Raw genomic sequence first — 19485 nt, forward strand, 5'->3', positions numbered from 1 at the left:
CCCTAAGGCATCGGGTCGAGGCCGTGCAGGGGGAAGACCGCCTGTCGGGTCGCCATGACCGCACGGTCGATGGGGTCTGCTGGGTCATAACCACCAGCCAGGTCACGAAATTCCGGATTTCTGCCGTCCGTCATGGTCAGCGGGGGCGTCTCGCCCGTCCGCTCCCGTACGAACGCCCGCCAGGCCGCGGGTGTCTGGGTGGCCGGGTCGAGCGGATGCCCGGACAGCTCGGCCATCAGGTGCGTCCAGGCCCGCGGCACCACCTGGACCAGCTCGTAGCCGCCCCCGCCCGTCGCGATCCACCGGCCGCCGGCCGTCTCGTGCGCCAGCCGGTGCAGGGCGGCGTAGGCGGTGCGCTGGCCGTCGAGGCTGAGCATCAGGTTGGCGAGCGGGTCGAGCGCGTGGCTGTCGCAGCCATGCTGGGTCACCAGGATCTCCGGCCGGAACTCGCGCAGCAGCGGCGGCACGACCGAGTCGAAGGCCCGCAGCCAGCCCTCGTCTCCGCAGCCCGCGGGCAGCGCCACGTTGACCGCCGTGCCCTCCGCGCCGGTCTCCCCCGGGTAGCCGGTGCCGGGGAACAGCGTGCGCGGGCTCTCGTGCAGGCTGATCGTCAGCACCCGGGGGTCGTCGTAGAACATCGCCTGCACGCCGTCGCCGTGGTGCACGTCGACGTCCACGTAGGCGATGCGGCCGACCCCCTGCGCGAGCAGCCAGGCGATGGCCAGCGCCGGATCGTTGTAGACGCAGAAGCCGCTGGCGTTACCGGCCATCGCGTGGTGCAGACCGCCGGCGACGTTGACCGCGTGCTCGGCCGTGCCCTCCCAGACCGCGCGGGCGGCCGCGAGCGTCGCGCCCGCGATGAGCGCCGAGGCCTCGTGTACGCCCTTGAAGGCCGGATTGTCAGTCGTGCCGAGCCCCACGGACAGGTCGGCCCCACCGGAGGCGGAGACGCGCTTGACGGCCTCGATGTAGTCGCGCCGGTGCACCAGGGCCAGGTCGTCGTCGGTGGCGGGCGCACAGCCGACCACCTCGATCTTGTCCAGCACACCGAGCTCGCGGGCGAGCGCCATCGTCAGCTCCACCCTGACGGGCGCCAGTGGATGGCTCGGCCCGAAATCGTAGGAAGTGAGAGCATCGTCCCAGATGGCCCTTGCCGTAGAACTCATTCCCGCTCCCGTCCCTCGCCCTTGGAGCGACGTTACCGCAGCGTCAACTGGCCGCGTCCAGACGGTGACGGGGACTGTTCCGGCGAAATATCGCCGCTTTTCAATAAGTGCCGCATAGGGTTGGATCATGCGCTTCATGCGACGCATCACGGCCGCATGGCGCTTCTTCAAGCGTCCGCGCGTCTTCGACATCACGCTGGTGACCGTGCTCGCCGGGGCCGCGAGCGTCGGCCTGGTCTCCGTGCTGCGCCAGGGCTACCCGGACGTCGGCGAGGGCGCCGCCCTCTTCATCCTCAGCACGTTCCCGCTGCTGTTACGGCGGAGCCGGCCCGTCACGGTCGCCGCGATCGAGACCGTCGGTGAGATCTTCGGCATGGCCGCCGGCATCGTGGCGTCGGCCAACATCTCCTCGACGATCGCCTTCTACAGCGTGGGCCGCTACACCCCGGGCAGGACCGCCGCGCTCACCGCCGTCGGCGAGAGCGTGGTCTACGGCCTGGCCCACCACCTGATCAGGCCAGTGCCCGGCTCGTGGATGGCCGGGTTGTACCCGCTGGCCCCCATAGTCGTCGGGCAGCTCGTCAGAGTGCGCACCGAGCTCAGGGAGCGCGGCCAACGGGAGGCCACCGAGAGCGCGGTCCGCGCCGAGCGGCGGCGCATCGCCAGGGAGCTGCACGATGTCGTGGCCCACCACATCAGCGTCATCAACGTGCTGGTCGGGGGCGCCAGGGCCACCCTGCCGCCGAGCGAGGACGCCGCCCATGACGCCCTGGCCGGGGCGGAGCGGACCGCGCGCCAGGCGCTGGCGGAGATGCGCCAGCTCCTCAACGTGCTCAGGGCCGACGACCCGGTCGGAACCGGCGGCGTGTTCACCACGGACGGGCTGCTCAGGATCGAGGGGGGCGCCGACGCCGCGACCGGGGTGGGCGCCGCCCGGCTGTCGGCGCTGGTCCAGGAGGCCGCGACCGCCGGGCTGCCCACGAGCCTGACCGTGATCGGGGAGCCCGTCACGCTGCCGGCGGCCGTCGACCACGCCGTCTACCGGATCGTGCAGGAGGCGCTGACCAACACCCGCAAGCACACCGTGGGGGCGCGGGCCAGCGTCCGGCTGGCCTACGACAGCGAGGCGGTCGAGGTGGAGGTCATCGACGACGGCCTGCCCGCCTCGGGCGGCCGGACCGCCCCGGCCCCGGGGTTCGGGCTGGACGGGATGGCCGAGCGCGTGACGCTGTGCGGCGGCCTGCTGCGTACGGGCCCCCGTTCGGAGGGCGGCTTCCTGGTGCGTGCCCGCATTCCCCTGGAGACGACATGATCACCGTACTGCTGGCCGACGACCACGCGCTGGTGCGCAAGGGCTTCCAGCTCATGCTCGACGCCCAGCCGGACATGCGCGTGGTGGGCCAGGCGGCCGACGGCGCGGAGGCGGTCGCGCTGTGCGAGCGGCTGCGCCCGGACGTGGTGCTGATGGACCTGCACATGCCGGGCCTCGACGGGGTACGCGCGACCGAACGGATCACCGTGGAGTCGCCCGGTGTGCGGGTGCTCGCGCTGAGCACGTTCGACCTGGACGAGAACGTGGTGGCGGCCCTGCGGGCGGGCGCCGCCGGGTTCCTGCCCAAGGACGTCTCCCCCGAGGAGCTGGTCGAGGGCGTCCGTGTGGTGCACCGCGGCGAGTCCGCCGTGGCGCCGCGCCTGCTGACCCGCCTGATCGGCACGTTCGTACGGGCTGCGCGACCGCGCCGCCGGGCGGCTCCCACGACGCTGGACGGGCTGACCGAGCGCGAACGCGAGACGCTCGTCCTGATCGCCCGCGGCAGGTCCAACGCGGAGATCGCCGAGGAGCTGGACGTCTCCCCCTCGACCGTCAAGAACCACGTGACGAACCTGTTCGCCAAGATCGGCGTCCGGGACCGGGCCCAGGCGGTGATCGTGGCCTACGAGGCGGCGCTGATCACCCCTGGAGAGTAGGAGCAGGGTCCCAGAGGCCGCGCCCGCGAACAGTCCTCCAGCAGGACGAAATCCCACTCCCGCCCGGCCACGCTTGGGTCATGACCGCGATCCGGGCAACGAACCTGAGCAAGCGCTACGGCGGCACCGTGGCCGTGGCCGACCTGTCCTTCGACGTCGAGCCCGGCCAGGTGACCGGGTTCCTGGGACCCAACGGCGCCGGGAAGTCGACGACCATGCGCATGATCCTCGGCCTGGACCACCCGTCGGGCGGGTCGGTCCTCGTGGACGGCAGGCCGTACGGGGAGCTGCGGCACCCGCTGCGCAAGGTCGGCGCGCTGCTCGACGCCAAGGCCGTGCACGGCGGGCGCAGCGCCCGCAACCACCTGCTGGCCATCGCGCAGACCAACGCCATCCCGGCGAGCAGGGTGGAGGAGGTGCTGGAGGTGGTCGGCCTGGCCAAGGTGGCCAAGCGACGGGTCGGCGGGTTCTCGCTCGGCATGTCGCAGCGGCTCGGCATCGCCGCCGCGCTGCTCGGCGATCCGGAGATCCTGCTCTTCGACGAGCCCGTCAACGGGCTGGACCCGGACGGCATCCTGTGGATCCGCACGTTCATGCGGAAGCTGGCGGCCGAGGGGCGCACGGTGTTCGTCTCCAGCCACCTGATGAGCGAGATGGCGCAGACGGCCGACCACCTGGTGGTGATCGGCAAGGGCGCGCTGATCGCCGACACGAGCATGTCGGAGTTCATCGGGCGCAGCTCGCAGTCGTACGTACGGGTGCGCTCGCCCCGCCTGGCCGAGGTGGCCGATCTGCTCAAGGTCGGTGACCTGCACGCCGACCACCTGCGGGTGACCGGGGTGACGCCGCTGGAGATCGGCACGATCACCGCGCGGGCCGGGTTGCCGCTGGAGGAGCTGACGCTCGTCCAGCCCTCGCTCGAAGCGGCCTACATGGAGCTCACCAAGGACAGCCTGGAGTACTCATCATGATCGACATTCTCCGCTCCGAATGGACCAAGATCCGCTCTGTCCGCTCGACGGTGTGGACCCTGGCCGTCACCGCCGTACTGATGCTGGGCTTCTCCGCCCTCCTCAGCATCACGACCAAGAACATGGCCAACGGGCCGATCCCGGGCTCGCAGGCGATCGTGTCGAGCCTGACCGGTGCGATGATGGCCTCGATCTCCATGGCCACCCTGGGCGTTCTGGTGATCTCCAGCGAATACCGCACCGGAGGCATCCGCACCTCGCTCATGGCCGTGCCCCAGCGCATGCGCCTGCTGACCGGCAAGATCGTGGTGTTCGTCGCGGTGTCGCTCGTCGTCTGCCTGGTCGCGTCGGCCGTCGCGATGGGTGTCGGCCTGGCGATCTCCCAGCCGGCGTCCATCGAGATGGGGGAGGTGGCGCGGGCTACGCTCGGGTCAGGTCTCTACCTGACCGCGTGCGGGCTGTTCGGGCTGGGACTGGGCACGCTGATCAGGCACACGCCGGGCGCGATCGTGTCGGCCATCTCGCTGATCATGGTGCTGCCCACGGTGGCGTCCCAGCTCCCGGGCGAGTGGGGCAGGACCGTGGCCGAATACTTCACCACGAACGCCGGCCTGCTGGTCGTGTCCGGCGAGAGCCGCGGCTCCCTGGGCCCGTGGAGCGGGTTCGCGGTCTACCTCGCCTGGGTGGCGGTCGCGATGATCGCGGGCGCCGTACTGATGCGGCGCCGCGACGCGTAACCGCGTCACCGGGCGCGTCACTCGGTCGGCACGCCGCTCAGCACGTCACCAAGCACGTCACTCGGCGCGGAGGGCGACGACCGGGTCCAACCGGCCGGCCCTCCGCGCGGGCGCGACGCCGAAGAACACGCCCACCGCCGCCGAGACGCCGAACGCCAGCGCGATCGACCACCAGGTGATCGACGCGGGCACCGGCGTGAGCGCCTGGATGGCGAGGGCGCCGCCGACGCCGAGCAGGATCCCGATGACGCCGCCGATCGTCGTCAGCAGCACCGCCTCGATCAGGAACTGGGTCAGTATGTCGCGCTGCCTGGCCCCGAGCGCCTTGCGCAGCCCGATCTCACGGGTCCGCTCCCTGACGCTGACCAGCATGATGTTGGACACGCCCACGCCGCCCACCAGCAGCGAGATGCCGGCGATCGCGGCCAGCACGCCGGTGAGCATGCCGAGCACGCTGCCGATCGTGCCGAGCAACTGGGTCTGCGTGACAGCCGAGAACTTCTCCCCCGGATACCTGTCGGTCAGCGCCGCCACGACCCGGCTCTGGAGCGGCTCGATCTCGTCGGGCCCGGACGCGCCGACCGCGATGCCGTTGACCCTGGCGATGCCGAGCAGCCGCTGGGCCGTCGTCACCGGGATGTGCACCTCCTGGTCGCGCGAGACCCCGAAGGTCTGGCCGATCTTGGCGTAGACGCCGACGACCCGGAACCGCGCCCCGGAGATCGTCAGCTGCCGCCCGATCGGGTCGAGGTCGCCGAACAGCTTGTCGGCCACCTCGGAGCCGAGCACGGCGACCCGGCGCCGGGTGTCGACGTCGGTCCCGCTCAGGTGGCGGCCCTTGTCGAGCGGGCGGTCGAAGATGTTGGTGAGGTTCTGGTCGGTGCCGACGATCGTGACGAACGCCTCGGTCCCGCCGACCCGTACGGTCTCGCCCGACTGCAGCGAGACCGTCACCTTGGACGGGTCGCCGACCACGCGCCGCACGTACGCGACGTCGGCCAGGTTGAGCTTGCTCTGGGTCGGCGCCGCGCCCACGGTGAGCCGGCCGGGGACGACCAGGATGATGTTGGTGCCCAGGCCGGAGATCTCCTTCTCCACCGCGTCCTTCGCGCCGGTGCCGACGGCCACCAGGATCACTACGGCGAGCACGCCGATGACGACCCCGAGCATGGTCAGCACGCTGCGCATCCGGTTGACCCGCAGCGCCTCCAGCGCCATGCCGAACGCCTCGCGCCCCCTCACCCCGCGCCGCCGCCGTCCCTCTGCTCGCTCTCCGCGCTTTCCCGGGCGCCGGTGTCCAGCTCGATCAGCCCATCGCGTACGTGGATCTGCCGCCGGGCGTGCCCCGCGACCTCCGGCTCGTGCGTGACCAGCACCACGGCCACCCCGCTGTCACTGTTGAGCCGGTCGAGTATGGCCATGACCTCGGCGCCGTTGCGGGTGTCGAGATTGCCCGTCGGCTCGTCGGCCAGCAGCACCTTCGGCTCGCCCACCAGCGCCCTGGCGATCGCCACGCGCTGCTGCTCGCCGCCGGACATCTGCGAGGGCCGGTGCTCCATCCGGTGCCCCAGACCCACCGCCTCCAGCGCGGCCCGTGCCCTGGACCGGCGCTCGGCCTTGCCGACCCCCCGGTAGACCAGCGGCAGCGCCACGTTCTCCAGCGCCGTGGTCCTGGCCAGCAGGTGGAACGACTGGAACACGAACCCGATCGTCTTGTTGCGCAGCTCGGCCAGCTGGGTGTCGGACAGCTGCGACATCTCCACCCCGTTCACCCGCAGCCGCCCGGAGGTGGGCCGGTCGAGGCAGCCGAGTAAGTGCATCAGCGTGGACTTGCCGGACCCGGACGGCCCGATGATGGCTACGAACTCGCCGCGGCCGATGCGCAGCGACACACCGCGCAACGCCTCCACGGCGACGCCGTCGAGCTGATAGCGCCTGGTGAGATCGACGGCTTCCAAAGCGGCGTCCGACGCGGCGGCGGTCATGGCAGCCGCTGCCCTTGCCGTACCGAGTCCGCGCCCTTGACCACGATCCGGTCACCGACCGACAGTCCGTTCAGCACCTCGACCACCGCCTCCCCCTGGGCGCCGAGCTTGACCACGCGGCGCTCCGCCGTACCGTTCCTGACCACCCAGACCACGCTCTCGCGCCCGCTGGAGACGATCGCCGAGGCCGGGGCCGCGATGGCGGCGGGCGACTCGCGGACCGTCAGCCGCGTCACCGCGCTCATACCCGGTTTGGGGGTGGGCGCCGCGGCGCCGTCGTCGAACCGGCCCGCGCCGAGCGTGAGCTGCACCGGGTAGCTGACGCCACCCGTCGTGCCGGGCATCGGTGTCACGCCGACGCCCGTGACCCGCGCGGTGTAGGCCGCGCCGGGGACCGCGTCGAGCTCGACCGTGGCCTTGGTGCCCTTCTTGACCAGCAGCACGTCGGTCTCGTCGATGTCGGCGGAGAGGGTGAGCTCCGAGATGTCCGTGACGGTGACGATCGGGTCGCCCGCCGAGACGGGAACACCGGCCGCCACCGGCGTGCCGCCGCTCGCCGAGCCGCCGGAGGTGTCGGCGGGCAGCTGCTGACCGCCGGTGGGCAGCTGGCTGAGCAGGCCGTTCAGGCTGCTCGCGGCGCCGCCGCCCGAGGGCCGGCCGAGCGTGATCACCCCGCCGAACGGCGCCTTGACGGTGAGCGACTTCACCGCGCTCTCCGCCGCCTTGACCGCGGCCTTCGCCTGGGACTTGGAGGCGGCCTGTAACGACGCCATGGACGACGTCAGCCCGCCGAACCCGCTGGTGACCCCGGCCAGCACGCTGTTGATCGACCGGTTGAGCTGCGCGGTGATCGACTTCAGGGCCCTGGTCTGCGCCTTGTGCTGGGCCTCGGCCAGGCCGATGGCGCTGAGCAACTGCCTGCGGGCCTGGGCGTCGTCGATCTTCTTCGCCTCCCTGCGTGCCTTGGCGAAGTGCGCGGCCACCTTGCGGTCGAACGCGCCGGTGTCGAAGGAGGCGAGCCGGACGTTCGGGCGGCCCAGGCTCGGGGTCGGGGGCGCGGCCGACTTCGACGCCCGCCGGGCCTGCTTGAGCTGGTCCTGGGCCTGCGGCGAACGGATCTTGGCCACGATCTGGCCCTTGCGCACGTGGTCGCCCTCGCGGACGTACAGGTGGGCGATCGTGCCCTGGGCGGGCGAGCGGAGGGTGGCCGTGGCGCGGGCGCCGATGGTGGCGGGCGCCTCGACGACCTCGGTGACGGGGGCGCGCTTGACGTCGGCCAGTTGTACGGCGGCCGGTGCCTCGGCCGAGCAGCCGGTCAGCGCGAGCAGGACGAGCAGCGGGGGGATGCCGCGACGGATCGTCACCCGACCCATCGTAGGAGCAGGGTGCCCGGGGTGGCTTGGGCCTCCCGAACTAGGCTCAGCCTGAGGCCAGCTCGCGGCTCCGGTCGCGGGCGGCCTCGATGGCGGCCAGGAAGGCGGCGCGGACGCTGTGGCGTTCGAGCTCGGCGATCGCCGCGATCGTGGTGCCGCCGGGCGAGGTGACCGCCTCGCGCAGGATCACCGGGTGCTCGCCCGAGTCGCGCAGCATCACGGCGGCGCCGACGATCGACTGGGTGACCATGTCGAGCGCGGCGGCCCTGGGCATGCCGAGCAGGATCCCCGCGTCGACCATGGCCTCGACCAGGTAGAAGAAGTAGGCGGGCCCGCTGCCCGACAGCGCGGTGGCCGCGTCCTGCTGCGACTCGGGGATGCGCAGCACCTTGCCGACCGGCTTGAGCAGGTCCTCGGTGTGCTGGAGGTGCTCCTCGCTCGCGTGGGCGCCCGCCGAGATCACGCTCATCGCCTCGTCGAAGCGGATCGGCGTGTTGGACATCACCCTGACGACCGGCACCTCGACGCCGAGACGCTGCTCGACGAAGGCGCTGGTGATGCCCGCGGCAGCGGTGATCACCAGTCGGTCGGCGGGGACATAGGGGGCGATCTCGGCCAGCAGCGCCGCCATGTCCTGCGGCTTGACCGCCAGGATGATCGTCTCCGCGGCCTTGGCGGCCTCGGTGTTGGTCACGGTGCGCACGCCATAGGCCTCGCGCAGCGCCTGCGCCCGCTCCGGCCTGCGGGACGTCGCCATGATGTCGCCCGGATCGAACCCCGCTCGCAGCAGCCCGGACAGGAGGGCCTCGCCCATCTTGCCCGTGCCCAGAATCGCAATCACCCCGGTAGCCTACCGAGCCGGTGCCGGGTGACCGGCGACCGGGCGAAGCTAGTGCCGGCTCACCACCGACCGGGCGAAGCTAGTGACGGCTCAGCAGCGACCGGGCGAAGAAGGCCAGGTTGCGCGGGCGCTCGGCGAGGCGGCGCATGAGGTAGGCGTACCAGTCGGCGCCGTAGGGCACGTAGACGCGCACCTGCGCGCCGAGTCCGGCCAGCCGGGCCTGCTCGGCGGGCCGCACGCCGTACAGCATCTGATACTCGAAGCCCGTCGCGTCCCGCCCGGTGAGTACGGCCAGCGCCGAAGCGATCTCCACCAGTCGCGGGTCGTGCGTGGCGACCATGGGGTAGCCGGTGCCCACCATCAGCACCTTGAGGCAGCGCGCGAACGACCGGTCGATGTCGGCCCGTGAGGTGAGGGCGCCGGGCGCGCTGTAGGCGCCCTTGCAGAGCCGTACGCGGGCACCGTCGAGCCGCTCGCAGCGCTCACGGGCGTCCGGCAGGTACGCCTGCACCACGATGCCCACGTCGGGATGCTCCTTGCGCAGCGTGGCGTGCACGGAGTCGAGCCTGGGGATCGTGTCGTGCTCCTCGGCGTCGAGGGTGACCGTCACTCCCCTGGCCGCGGCGGCCTCGCAGACGGTGGCCGCGTTATCGAGCGCGAGCTTCTCGGAGAGCCGCAGCCCCAGCGCGGTCAGCTTGACCGACACGTCGGCGTCCCGGGGCAGCCGGCCGAGCAGCGCGAGGTAGCCCTGGACCGCACGCTCGACCTGCGCCCGATCGGTGACGTCCTCACCCAGGCGGGCGATGGTGACGAGCAGCCCGTCGCGGGTCAGCCGGGCGACGACCGCTTCGACGTCGTCGGCGACATAGCGCCTGACCACGTCTCTGGTCAGCGGCGAGGTGGTGACGACCCGCTCGACGAGGTCGCTCCTGGATACGGCTAGCAGGGCCTGACGCAGCACATGTTCCACCCTAACTTCGCCGGCGCGAAACCCGCCGGATTCGGTAGCTGAACCTGCGAGCCGTCCCATTCGTCCAAGAGGTATGCGCACAATGACAGCGACTCTTCTGGCCGGATGTCTGGTGCTTGCGACGAGTTGCGGGGCCCCGGCGCCTGCCGAGCAGGCCACCGCCCCCGCCCCACAGACGCCGGTCACCACTGACCCCGTGGCGAGTGTTCCCGCTGAGACCACTCCCACGAAGGCTCCGAAACCGGTCAAGCCCACGGGCGACACCATCAACACGCACAAGGTCCGCTGGACCAAGGCGCAACCGACGTCGCACGGCCGCAAGCTCAAGCTCATCTGGTGGTCGGGCGTGGCCCCGTGCACCGTCCTGGACCGGGTGAAGGTCAAGGAGACGCGCAAGAGCGTCAAGGTCACCCTGTACGAGGGCACCGCCCCGAAGGCCAAGGACGTCGCCTGCATCATGATCGCGGTGGAGAAGACGACGACGGTCAAGCTCAAGACCCCGCTCGGCAAGCGCAAGGTGCTGGACGGCGCCAAGCCCTGAACCTCTCAACAGACCCAGACCCCGGCACACGACCCTTGTCGCGCCGGGGTCGGCCAGTTTCGGGCGGGGGACTTTCGGGAGAGGAACGACCAGACCCCGGCACACGACCCCTGTCGCGCCGGGGTCCGCCAGTTTCGGGCGGGGGACTTCCGGGAGGGGCCAGACCCCGGTACGCGACCCTTGTCGTGCCGGGGTCTCGTCAGGGTTTGAGGGGGGAGCTCTCAGGGGGAATACGGGTGCCCGGGGTCAGGTTGAGTCGAGTAGGCTCAAGCTGTTTGACAAACACCCCGGGCATTCGTACGTTGAGTCTGACCGACTCAACTTTAACTACAGGGACGTACTCATGGCACGTGCGGTAGGTATCGACCTTGGGACGACCAACTCCGTCGTCTCGATCCTCGAGGGCGGTGAGCCCACCGTCATCGCCAACGCGCAGGGCTCGCGGACCACGCCGTCCGTGGTCGCCTTCGCTAAGAACGGCGAAGTCCTGGTCGGCGAGGTCGCCAAGCGACAGGCCGTCACCAACGTGGACCGGACCATCCGCTCCGTCAAGCGGGAGATGGGCACCAACTGGTCCCAGGAGATCGACGGCAAGAAGTTCTCCCCCCAGCAGATCAGCGCCTTCGTGCTGCAGAAGCTGAAGCAGGACGCCGAGGCCTACCTGGGCGAGAAGATCACCGACGCGGTGGTCACCGTCCCGGCCTACTTCAACGACGCGCAGCGCCAGGCCACCAAGGAGGCCGGCACGGTCGCGGGCCTCAACGTGCTCCGCATCATCAACGAGCCCACCGCGGCGGCCCTCGCCTACGGACTCGACAAGGAGCAGGACCAGACGATCCTGGTCTTCGACCTCGGCGGCGGCACCTTCGACGTGTCCCTGCTCGACGTCGGCCAGGAGGACGGCCACGGCTTCGTCGAGGTCAAGGCGACCTCCGGCGACAACCACCTCGGTGGTGACGACTGGGACCAGCGGGTCGTCGACGAGCTGGCCAACCGGTTCAAGAACGCCCACGGCGTCGACCTGTCCAAGGACAAGATGGCGCTCCAGCGCCTGCGTGAGGCCGCCGAGAAGGCCAAGATCGAGCTGTCCAGCCAGGCCGAGACCAACATCAACCTGCCCTACATCACCGCCTCCTCCGAGGGCCCGCTGCACCTCGACGAGAAGCTGACCAGGGCCGAGTTCCAGCGGCTGACCGCCGACCTGCTCGAGCGGACCAAGGGCCCGTTCCACCAGGTCATCAAGGACGCCGGCATCAAGATCTCCGACATCGCCCATGTGGTGCTCGTCGGCGGCTCGACCCGCATGCCCGCCGTCTCCGAGCTCGTCAAGGAGCTGACCGGCGGCAAGGAGCCCAACAAGGGCGTCAACCCGGACGAGGTCGTCGCCATCGGCGCCGCCCTGCAGGCCGGTGTGCTCAAGGGTGAGGTCAAGGACGTCCTGCTGCTCGACGTGACCCCGCTGTCGCTGGGCATCGAGACCAAGGGCGGCATCTTCACCAAGATCATCGAGCGCAACACGACGATCCCGACCAAGCGCTCCGAGGTCTTCACCACGGCCGAGGACAACCAGCCGTCGGTGCAGATCCAGGTCTACCAGGGCGAGCGCGAGATCGCCTCTTACAACAAGAAGCTGGCCACCTTCGAGCTGACCGGCATCGCCCCGGCGCCGCGCGGCATCCCGCAGATCGAGGTCACCTTCGACATCGACGCCAACGGCATCGTCAACGTCTCCGCCAAGGACCTGGGCACGGGCAAGGAGCAGACGATGACGATCACCGGCGGCTCCGCGCTGCCGAAGGACGACATCGAGCGGATGATGCGCGAGGCCGAGTCCTACGCCGACGAGGACAAGAAGCGCCGCGAGGAGGCCGAGGTCCGCAACAACGCCGACGGGCTCGCCTACCAGACGGAGAAGTTCCTCCGCGAGAACGACGACAAGGTCCCCGGCGAGATCAAGACCGAGGTCGAGGAGTCGCTCGCCGAGCTGAAGAAGGCTCTGGAGGGCACCGACACCGACGTCATCCGTACCTCGGCCGAGAAGCTCGCGACCGTCAGCCAGAAGATGGGCTCGGCGATCTACGCGCAGAGCCAGGGCCAGCAGCCCGGCGGCGAGGGCGCCCCGCAGGACGCCGCGGCCGGCGAGCAGCAGAAGGCCGATGACGACGTGGTCGACGCCGAGATCGTCGACGAAGACCAGCCGAAGAAGGACAAGTGATGCCGACGCGTGACAACGGGCACGACGAGCCGGTGATCCGCGACAACCGCAAGATCGACCCGGAGACGGGCCAGGTGCGCGAACGACCGCAGGACCAGGACGCTCCCCCTCCGCCCGCCGCCAGTGAGGCGGCGGCGCAGGACGGAGACCTGCTGGCCCAGCTCTCCGAGCGGACGTCCGACCTGCAGCGCCTCCAGGCGGAATACACCAACTACCGCAGGCGGGTCGAACGTGACCGCAGCGCAGTGCGGGAGCAGGCCGTCGCGAGCGCCCTCCAGGAGCTCCTGCCCGTGCTCGACGACATCGGCCGGGCGCGTGATCACGGCGAGCTCACCGGTGGCTTCGCGAAGGTGGCAGAGTCACTGGAAGCGGCCGTCACCAAGCTCGGGCTCAACTCCTTCGGCCAGAAGGGCGACCCGTTCGACCCGACCGTCCACGAGGCGCTGATGCACAGCTACTCGCCGGACGTCACCGAGCCGACCGCGATCGAGGTGCTCCAGCCCGGTTACCGGATGGGTGACCGGGTGCTCCGCCCGGCGCGGGTGGCCGTGGCGGAGCCAGAAGACGCCCCCCCGGCGTCCGACGACGACAACTGACGAAGAACGAAGGGCGATAGATGAGCACCAAGGACTACCTGGAGAAGGACTACTACGCCGTCCTTGGTGTGCCCAAGTCAGCCACGGCCGATGACATCAAGAAGGCCTACCGCAAGCTGGCCAGGCAATACCACCCCGACACCAACCAGGGCGACGTGGCCAAAGAGGCCAAGTTCAAGGAGATCTCCGAGGCCAACGACGTCCTGTCCGACAGCAAGCGCCGCAAGGAATACGACGAGGCGCGCACGCTGTTCGGGTCCGGGGTGGGGGCCCAGCGTCCCGGCAGTGGTGGCTTCCCGTTCGACTTCGGCGACCTGTTCGGGGGCACCGCCAACCAGCAGCAGCAGGGCCACGGGGCGGGTGAGCGGCTCGGCGACCTGTTCGGCGGGCTGTTCAACCGCGGCGGCGGCTCGACCCGTACGACCAGCGCCACGAGGCCGCGGCGTGGCCAGGACGTCGAGTCCGAGGTCACGCTCACGTTCACCGAAGCGGTCGACGGCTCCACGGTGTCGCTCAGACTGACCAGCTCGGCCGCCTGCACGGCCTGCAGCGGCACCGGGGCCAAGGCCGGCACCACGCCGCGGGTCTGCCCGACCTGCGAGGGCACGGGGGCGGCCAGCCGCAACCTGGGCAACTTCGCCTTCTCCGAGCCCTGCCGCGACTGCAAGGGCCGCGGCCTGCTCGTGGACGACCCCTGCCCGGTGTGCGAGGGCAGCGGCCGGGCCAAGAGCACCCGCAACATCCAGGCGCGCATCCCCGCGGGGGTGGCCGACGGGCAGCGGGTCAAGCTCAAGGGCAAGGGTGCCCCGGGCGAGAACGGCGGCCCGGCCGGCGACCTCTACATCCTCACGCACGTCAAACCGCACGCCGTCTTCGGCAGGACGGGCGACAACCTGACCATCACGGTGCCGGTGACGTTCTCCGAGGCCGCGCTCGGCGCCGAGATCAAGGTGCCGATACTCAAAGGGCTGCCGGTCACGCTGCGCATCCCGACGGGCACGCCCAACGGCCGCACGTTCAGGGTCCGTGGCAGGGGCGTCGCCCGCAAGGACGGCACCAAGGGCGACCTGCTCGCCACCGTCGAGGTGCTCGTCCCTCAGACGCTGGACGACAAGTCCCGCGAGCTCCTCACGGAGTTCAACACCGCGACGGCGGGCGAGGACCCGCGGGCTGATCTCATACAGAGAGCCAGAAGCGAGTAGCCGATGGACGCCAACTATTTCGACCTGTCAGACGAGACTCCGGTCTATGTGATCTCGGTGGCCGCGCAACTGTCGGGCCTCCATCCACAGACCTTGCGACAGTACGACCGGCTCGGACTGGTTTGTCCAGGCCGCACGGCGGGGCGCGGCCGCCTCTACTCCACCCGCGACATCATCCAGCTCCGCGAGGTCCAGCGGCTCTCCCAGGAGGAGGGCATCAACCTCGCGGGCATCAAGCGGATTCTCGAGCTCGAGAACGAGGCTCTGCGGCTGCGTGAGGAGGTTCACCGCCTCCGCGCCGAGATGCAGATGGTCAGGGCGCTGATCCGCTACGAGCTGCCACCGGGGGCCTAGAACACATGGACTACAAGCTCACCCAGAAGAGCCAGGAAGCTCTCTCCGGGGCCATGCGGCGTGCCGCTGCGGAGGGCAATCCGGAGATCGCGCCCGCCCATCTGCTGACCACCCTGCTCGCCCAGACGGGCGGCACCGCCATTCCGCTGCTGGAAGCCGTCGGCGCCGACTGGAAGACGCTGCGCGCCAAGGCCGAGGAGCAGCTCGCCGGGCTGCCGAAGGCGCAGGGCTCCACCGTGAGCGCCCCGTCGAGCTCCCGCCAGCTGCTGAGCGTGATCAACACGGCCGCCCAGCGGGCCAAGCGGCTCGAAGACGACTACGTCTCCACCGAGCACCTGCTCGTGGGCCTGGCCACCGACGGCGGCCAGGTGGCCGAGCTGCTGAAGTCCCAGGGGGCGACGCCTCAGGCGCTGCTCGACGCCTTCGAGAAGGTACGCGGTCACGCCCGCGTCACCAGTGAGACGCCCGAGGACACCTACCAGGCGCTGGAGAAATACGGCGTCGACCTGACCGAGCGGGCCCGCAATGGCAAGCTCGACCCGGTCATCGGCCGCGACTCCGAGATCCGCCGGGTCGTGCAGGTGCTGTCGCGGCGCACCAAGAACAACCCGGTGCTGATCGGCGAGCCCGGCGTCGGCAAGACGGCCGTCGTCGAGGGCCTGGCCCAGCGCATCGTGGCCGGCGACGTGCCCGAGTCGCTGCGCAACAAGCGGCTCATCTCGCTCGACCTCGGCGCGATGGTCGCGGGCGCCAAATACCGCGGCGAGTTCGAGGAGCGGCTCAAGGCCGTGCTCTCCGAGATCAAGGAGAGCGACGGGCAGATCGTCACGTTCATCGACGAGCTGCACACGGTCGTCGGGGCGGGCGCCGCCGAGGGGGCCATGGACGCGGGCAACATGCTCAAGCCCATGCTGGCCCGCGGCGAGCTGCGCATGATCGGCGCCACGACGCTCGACGAATACCGCGAGCGCATCGAGAAGGACCCCGCGCTGGAGCGCCGCTTCCAGCAGGTCTACGTCGGCGAGCCCACGGTCGAGGACACGATCGCGATCCTGCGCGGGCTCAAAGGCCGCTACGAGGCCCACCACCAGGTCCAGATCGCCGACAGCGCGCTGGTCGCCGCCGCCGCGCTCTCCGACCGCTACATCACCAACCGCTTCCTGCCCGACAAGGCCATCGACCTGGTCGACGAGGCCGCCTCCCGGCTGCGCATGGAGATCGACTCGCGTCCCGTCGAGATCGACCAGCTCCAGCGCAACGTCGACCGGATGAAGATGGAGGAGCTGGCCCTTTCCAAGGAGACCGACGAGGCCTCCATCCAGCGGCTCGAACGCCTGCGCAAGGAGCTGGCCGACCGCCAGGAGGAGCTCAACGCCCTCGTCGGCCGCTGGGAGCTGGAGAAGGCCGGCCTCAACAAGGTCGGCGAGCTGAAGAAGCAGCTCGACGAGGCCAGGAGCGGCGCCGAGCGGGCGCAGCGCGACGGCGACTTCGAGGCCGCCTCCCGGCTCATGTACGCCGAGGTGCCGCGCCTGGAGCAGGCTCTGCAAGCCGCCTCCGACGCCGCGACGCCCGACAACGCCATGGTCAAGGAGGAGGTCGGCGCCGACGACATCGCCGAGGTCATCTCCTCCTGGACGGGCATCCCGGCGGGCCGCCTGCTGGAGGCTGAGACGGCCAAACTGCTGCGGATGGAGGAGGAGCTGGGGCGGCGCCTCATCGGGCAGCAGCAGGCCGTACAGGCTGTCTCGGACGCCGTACGCCGGAGCCGGGCCGGGATCTCCGACCCCGACAGGCCCACGGGCTCGTTCCTGTTCCTCGGCCCGACGGGTGTCGGCAAGACCGAGCTGGCCAAGGCGCTGGCGGAGTTCCTGTTCGACGACGAGCGGGCGATGACCCGCATCGACATGAGCGAATACTCCGAGAAGCACAGCGTCGCCCGGCTCGTCGGCGCGCCTCCCGGCTACGTCGGCTATGAGGAGGGCGGCCAGCTCACCGAGGCCGTCCGGCGGCGGCCCTACACGGTCGTGCTGCTCGACGAGGTGGAGAAGGCCCATCCCGAGGTCTTCGACATCCTGCTGCAGGTGCTCGACGACGGCCGGCTGACCGACGGCCAGGGCCGTACCGTCGACTTCCGCAACACGATCCTGATCCTCACCTCCAACATCGGCTCGCAGTTCCTGGTCGACCCCAAGCTGGCCAACGGCGCCAAGCGCGAGGCCGTGATGGGCGCGGTGCGCAGCTCGTTCAAGCCGGAGTTCCTCAACCGGCTCGACGACGTGATCCTGTTCGACGCGCTCGGCTCGGAAGAGCTGACGCGCATCGTCGACCTCCAGATCGAACGCCTGGCCCAGCGGCTGGCCGACCGCAGGCTCACGCTGGAGGTCACCGACGCGGCCAGCGAGTGGCTGGCGCTCACCGGCTACGACCCGATGTACGGGGCGCGCCCGCTGCGCCGCCTGGTCCAGTCGGCGATCGGCGACAAGCTGGCCAAGGCGGTGCTGTCGGGCGAGGTCGTGGACGGCGACCGGGTGCTGGTGGACCTGGCCGACGACGAGTTGTCCATCGTCCGCGGCTGAGGTCTGATACGTGACGCCCGGGAACCGGTTGGTTCCCGGGCGTCACGTATCACGGCAGGTGGGCAGGCTCACGCCACCACCGGGCCGGTCACCTCCGCCCTCTCGGGACGTCCCTGGTCAGGACACCAGGGCGTCGAGGTCGTCTTCCGGTAGGCCGAGGTCCACCCTGATGCGGTAGCGAGTACGCAGCAGGGCCACGTGCTCGGGGTCGTCCTCGTCGCAGGCCAGCACCGCCTGGGTCGCCCACTCGTGCCCAGCCCGCAGGTCACCGTAGGCGACCAGGGTCTCGGCGATCGTGTGGGCGGTCGCCGTGGTGGCTCTGCCCTCCGCGCGGATGGTCTCGATGACCTCCCTGGCCTCGTCCGGCCTGTCGAGCTCGAAGAGCGTGTCGGCGATGCCGGCTCGCGGGTCGATGCTCGACTCACCACCGTCTTCCATCGCACGCTGGAAACACTCCATCGCACGCGCGGGCTGTCCCGCCGCCCGCCATTCCTCGGCGGCCAGGACCAGGATGGATGCCCTGGAAACGTCGCCCGTCGAATAGCCGAGCGCGACGTCGTACAGCCGCTTGGCCAGCGAACCGTGGTCGTCGGCCAGCAGTGCCTGCTCTAGCAGGCGATCAAGGTGCTCACGGGTCACATGCGCCACACCGCGAGACTACCGAGCCGCTTGCGGTTTTGCCCGGTCAATGCACATCGCGGATCTCGCACAGGTTCGGCAACGTAGCGTTAAAGTGTGACTACAGTCAGCGTGTCTGTGCTGGTCGGAGGGGATATTACCGTCGCGCTCGTCCGCTAGTGGAGGGAGTCGCGATGGGCCTGTCCAGGCAGATGACCTTCATTTTGGTCTGCCTCGTCGTGCTGTCCGCCGTGATTCCGGGGGCGATCGGCTACCTTTCGGCCCGTCTGGAGGCCATCGAATCGGCGGAGCGGAACCTGCACGCGCTTGAGGCGAGACTGCACACCAGGATGATCAGGGAGGCCCGTGACGCACGGTCGGTGACGTTCCTGACACCGTGCGCGCCGGGCACCGACACCTCTCGCACCCAGCCGCACCCGCCGCCCGCCTCCGCGCTCGTCCCGGAATCGGGCGACCGGCTCCAGTCCAGGTATGACCCTCACGGCTCGACTCCCGCCTGGCTGCCAGAGCTCCTCAGAGAGCTGCACGCGGCCCACTGACGGCCCAGCAGCCCGGCGCGTGACGCTCCACGAGGGCCAGACGCTTCACGAAGGCCAAGCGTGACGCTTCACGCCAGGCAGACGTGACGCTTCACGAGGGCCGTGACCCTTCATCGAGGGCCCGGGCGCCTCCCGAGGGCCAGGACTTGAGCTGGCGGGACAGGAAGCCGCGGATCAGCTGCTTGGCCGCCTCGATGATCTCCGGCGCGCCGTCCGGATCGCGGCGGAAGGCCAGCTTCAGCACGGCGTCGCCCGCCTCGACCGCGACCAGCACGGCCATGTCGAGCTCCTGGCTGTCGGCCAGCCCGAACTCCTTCAGCAGCAGCCCGCGCAGCCGCCCGGCGATCACCATGTTGTTGTCGGAGTCGGAGTCGAGCAGGTTGAGGTCGACCACGTCGCCGAAGCGCAGATTCCTGAACCCGGGCACGCTCCGATGCATGTCGACGAACTCGTCGATGATCGCGTCGACCGCCTCCCACCAGCCGCGGTAGTCCTCTTCGAGGAACCGGCGGCCGACCCGGGAGACGAACTGCTCGACGTTGCGCCGGGTCAGCTCCTGCGTGATGGCCCGCTTGTCGGGAAAGAACTGGTAGACCGACCCGATCGCGACACCGGCTCTCTCGGCGATGCGGGTGGTGGAGAGCCCTTCGTAGCCGATCTCGTCGAGCAGCTCGGCGGTCGCGTCGAGCATCCGCTCGACGCGGCGGGCACTGCGGCGCTGCGTCGGCTGCCGCCGGAGCGGTTTGGGCGCCGCGCAGCCGTCTTCAATCATCGGGGAGGACACGTGCTCCATCTTCCCCCCAAGTGCACGA

General features: G+C 70.3%; 19 protein-coding genes. 11 read left to right on the forward strand and 8 right to left on the reverse strand.

Translation table 11 applies throughout. The annotated features are described in order from the left end of the window. Positions 1 to 2 precede the first annotated feature (2 nt). Positions 3 to 1166 carry an acetoin utilization protein AcuC gene (locus tag ACIBO2_RS48230; RefSeq protein WP_358546621.1) on the reverse strand — a complete coding sequence of 388 codons (1164 nt, stop codon included), beginning with the start codon at positions 1164 to 1166 and terminating at the stop codon, positions 3 to 5. A 136-nt stretch (positions 1167 to 1302) separates the two neighbouring features. On the opposite strand from ACIBO2_RS48230, the gene ACIBO2_RS48235 reads away from it, so the two are divergent. The 4 genes from ACIBO2_RS48235 (at position 1303) to ACIBO2_RS48250 (ending at position 4842) form a co-directional block, all read left to right on the forward strand. Then, complete coding sequence (locus tag ACIBO2_RS48235; protein WP_358546624.1) at positions 1303 to 2478, forward strand: histidine kinase; 1176 nt, start codon at positions 1303 to 1305, stop codon at positions 2476 to 2478. Further along, positions 2475 to 3134, forward strand: coding sequence for a response regulator transcription factor (locus ACIBO2_RS48240; RefSeq protein WP_358546627.1), 660 nt, complete (start codon positions 2475 to 2477; stop codon positions 3132 to 3134). The genes ACIBO2_RS48235 and ACIBO2_RS48240 overlap by 4 nt, the downstream gene beginning before the upstream one ends. An 80-nt stretch (positions 3135 to 3214) precedes the next feature. Continuing rightward, the gene (locus ACIBO2_RS48245) at positions 3215 to 4105 is read left to right on the forward strand and encodes an ABC transporter ATP-binding protein (RefSeq protein WP_358546631.1); all 891 of its coding nucleotides are present in this window, start codon (positions 3215 to 3217) and stop codon (positions 4103 to 4105) included. Continuing rightward, on the forward strand, positions 4102 to 4842 hold the full coding sequence (locus tag ACIBO2_RS48250) for an ABC transporter permease subunit (protein ID WP_358546634.1): 741 nt from the start codon (positions 4102 to 4104) through the stop codon (positions 4840 to 4842). The genes ACIBO2_RS48245 and ACIBO2_RS48250 overlap by 4 nt, the downstream gene beginning before the upstream one ends. 57 nt (positions 4843 to 4899) lie before the next feature. Here the strand turns inward: ACIBO2_RS48250 and ACIBO2_RS48255 are convergent, their stop codons facing one another. The 5 genes from ACIBO2_RS48255 to ACIBO2_RS48275 all read right to left on the reverse strand — a co-directional run bounded on the left by ACIBO2_RS48255 (position 4900) and on the right by ACIBO2_RS48275 (position 10002). Next, a complete protein-coding gene (locus tag ACIBO2_RS48255; protein ID WP_358546637.1) occupies positions 4900 to 6084 on the reverse strand; it encodes an ABC transporter permease in 1185 nt (394 codons plus the stop codon). Continuing rightward, positions 6081 to 6827, reverse strand: a complete 747-nt coding sequence (locus tag ACIBO2_RS48260) for an ABC transporter ATP-binding protein (RefSeq protein ID WP_358546640.1) — start codon at positions 6825 to 6827, stop codon at positions 6081 to 6083. Before ACIBO2_RS48260 ends, ACIBO2_RS48255 begins: the two co-directional genes overlap by 4 nt. After that, positions 6824 to 8191, reverse strand: coding sequence for an HlyD family efflux transporter periplasmic adaptor subunit (locus tag ACIBO2_RS48265; protein ID WP_358546643.1), 1368 nt, complete (start codon positions 8189 to 8191; stop codon positions 6824 to 6826). The genes ACIBO2_RS48260 and ACIBO2_RS48265 overlap by 4 nt, the downstream gene beginning before the upstream one ends. Before the next feature lie 55 nt (positions 8192 to 8246). Next, positions 8247 to 9041, reverse strand: a complete 795-nt coding sequence (proC, locus tag ACIBO2_RS48270) for a pyrroline-5-carboxylate reductase (RefSeq protein ID WP_357954599.1) — start codon at positions 9039 to 9041, stop codon at positions 8247 to 8249. Between the two features lie 79 nt (positions 9042 to 9120). Beyond that, positions 9121 to 10002 carry a proline dehydrogenase family protein gene (locus ACIBO2_RS48275; protein WP_358546646.1) on the reverse strand — a complete coding sequence of 294 codons (882 nt, stop codon included), beginning with the start codon at positions 10000 to 10002 and terminating at the stop codon, positions 9121 to 9123. A gap of 91 nt (positions 10003 to 10093) precedes the next feature. Between ACIBO2_RS48275 and ACIBO2_RS48280 the strand changes: the two genes are divergently transcribed. From ACIBO2_RS48280 to clpB, 6 genes are all read left to right on the forward strand, one after another. Then, positions 10094 to 10552, forward strand: a complete 459-nt coding sequence (locus tag ACIBO2_RS48280) for a hypothetical protein (protein WP_358546649.1) — start codon at positions 10094 to 10096, stop codon at positions 10550 to 10552. A gap of 343 nt (positions 10553 to 10895) precedes the next feature. After that, positions 10896 to 12767, forward strand: coding sequence for a molecular chaperone DnaK (gene dnaK, locus ACIBO2_RS48285; RefSeq protein ID WP_358546652.1), 1872 nt, complete (start codon positions 10896 to 10898; stop codon positions 12765 to 12767). Continuing rightward, positions 12767 to 13363 carry a nucleotide exchange factor GrpE gene (grpE, locus tag ACIBO2_RS48290; RefSeq protein WP_358546655.1) on the forward strand — a complete coding sequence of 199 codons (597 nt, stop codon included), beginning with the start codon at positions 12767 to 12769 and terminating at the stop codon, positions 13361 to 13363. The genes dnaK and grpE overlap by 1 nt, the downstream gene beginning before the upstream one ends. Positions 13364 to 13383: 20 nt before the next feature. Further along, complete coding sequence (gene dnaJ, locus ACIBO2_RS48295; RefSeq protein ID WP_357655045.1) at positions 13384 to 14565, forward strand: molecular chaperone DnaJ; 1182 nt, start codon at positions 13384 to 13386, stop codon at positions 14563 to 14565. A gap of 3 nt (positions 14566 to 14568) precedes the next feature. Continuing rightward, on the forward strand, positions 14569 to 14919 hold the full coding sequence (locus ACIBO2_RS48300) for a heat shock protein transcriptional repressor HspR (protein ID WP_113703558.1): 351 nt from the start codon (positions 14569 to 14571) through the stop codon (positions 14917 to 14919). Positions 14920 to 14924: 5 nt separating this feature from the next. Next, positions 14925 to 17495: an ATP-dependent chaperone ClpB gene (gene clpB, locus ACIBO2_RS48305; protein ID WP_397304477.1), complete on the forward strand. Its 2571-nt coding sequence runs from the start codon at positions 14925 to 14927 to the stop codon at positions 17493 to 17495. A gap of 117 nt (positions 17496 to 17612) precedes the next feature. Here clpB and ACIBO2_RS48310 read toward each other — a convergent pair whose 3' ends face one another. Continuing rightward, positions 17613 to 18143: a tetratricopeptide repeat protein gene (locus ACIBO2_RS48310; protein WP_225299024.1), complete on the reverse strand. Its 531-nt coding sequence runs from the start codon at positions 18141 to 18143 to the stop codon at positions 17613 to 17615. Positions 18144 to 18307: 164 nt separating this feature from the next. On the opposite strand from ACIBO2_RS48310, the gene ACIBO2_RS48315 reads away from it, so the two are divergent. After that, entirely contained in the window at positions 18308 to 18673 is a 366-nt protein-coding gene (locus ACIBO2_RS48315) for a hypothetical protein (RefSeq protein ID WP_358546664.1), read from the forward strand. 91 nt (positions 18674 to 18764) lie between these two features. Here ACIBO2_RS48315 and ACIBO2_RS48320 read toward each other — a convergent pair whose 3' ends face one another. Next, complete coding sequence (locus ACIBO2_RS48320) at positions 18765 to 19466, reverse strand: TetR family transcriptional regulator (protein WP_397304478.1); 702 nt, start codon at positions 19464 to 19466, stop codon at positions 18765 to 18767. Positions 19467 to 19485: the final 19 nt, after the last annotated feature.

Origin of the sequence: Nonomuraea sp. NPDC050022, from assembly GCF_044460705.1 — a bacterium.
Lineage (GTDB): Bacteria > Actinomycetota > Actinomycetes > Streptosporangiales > Streptosporangiaceae > Nonomuraea.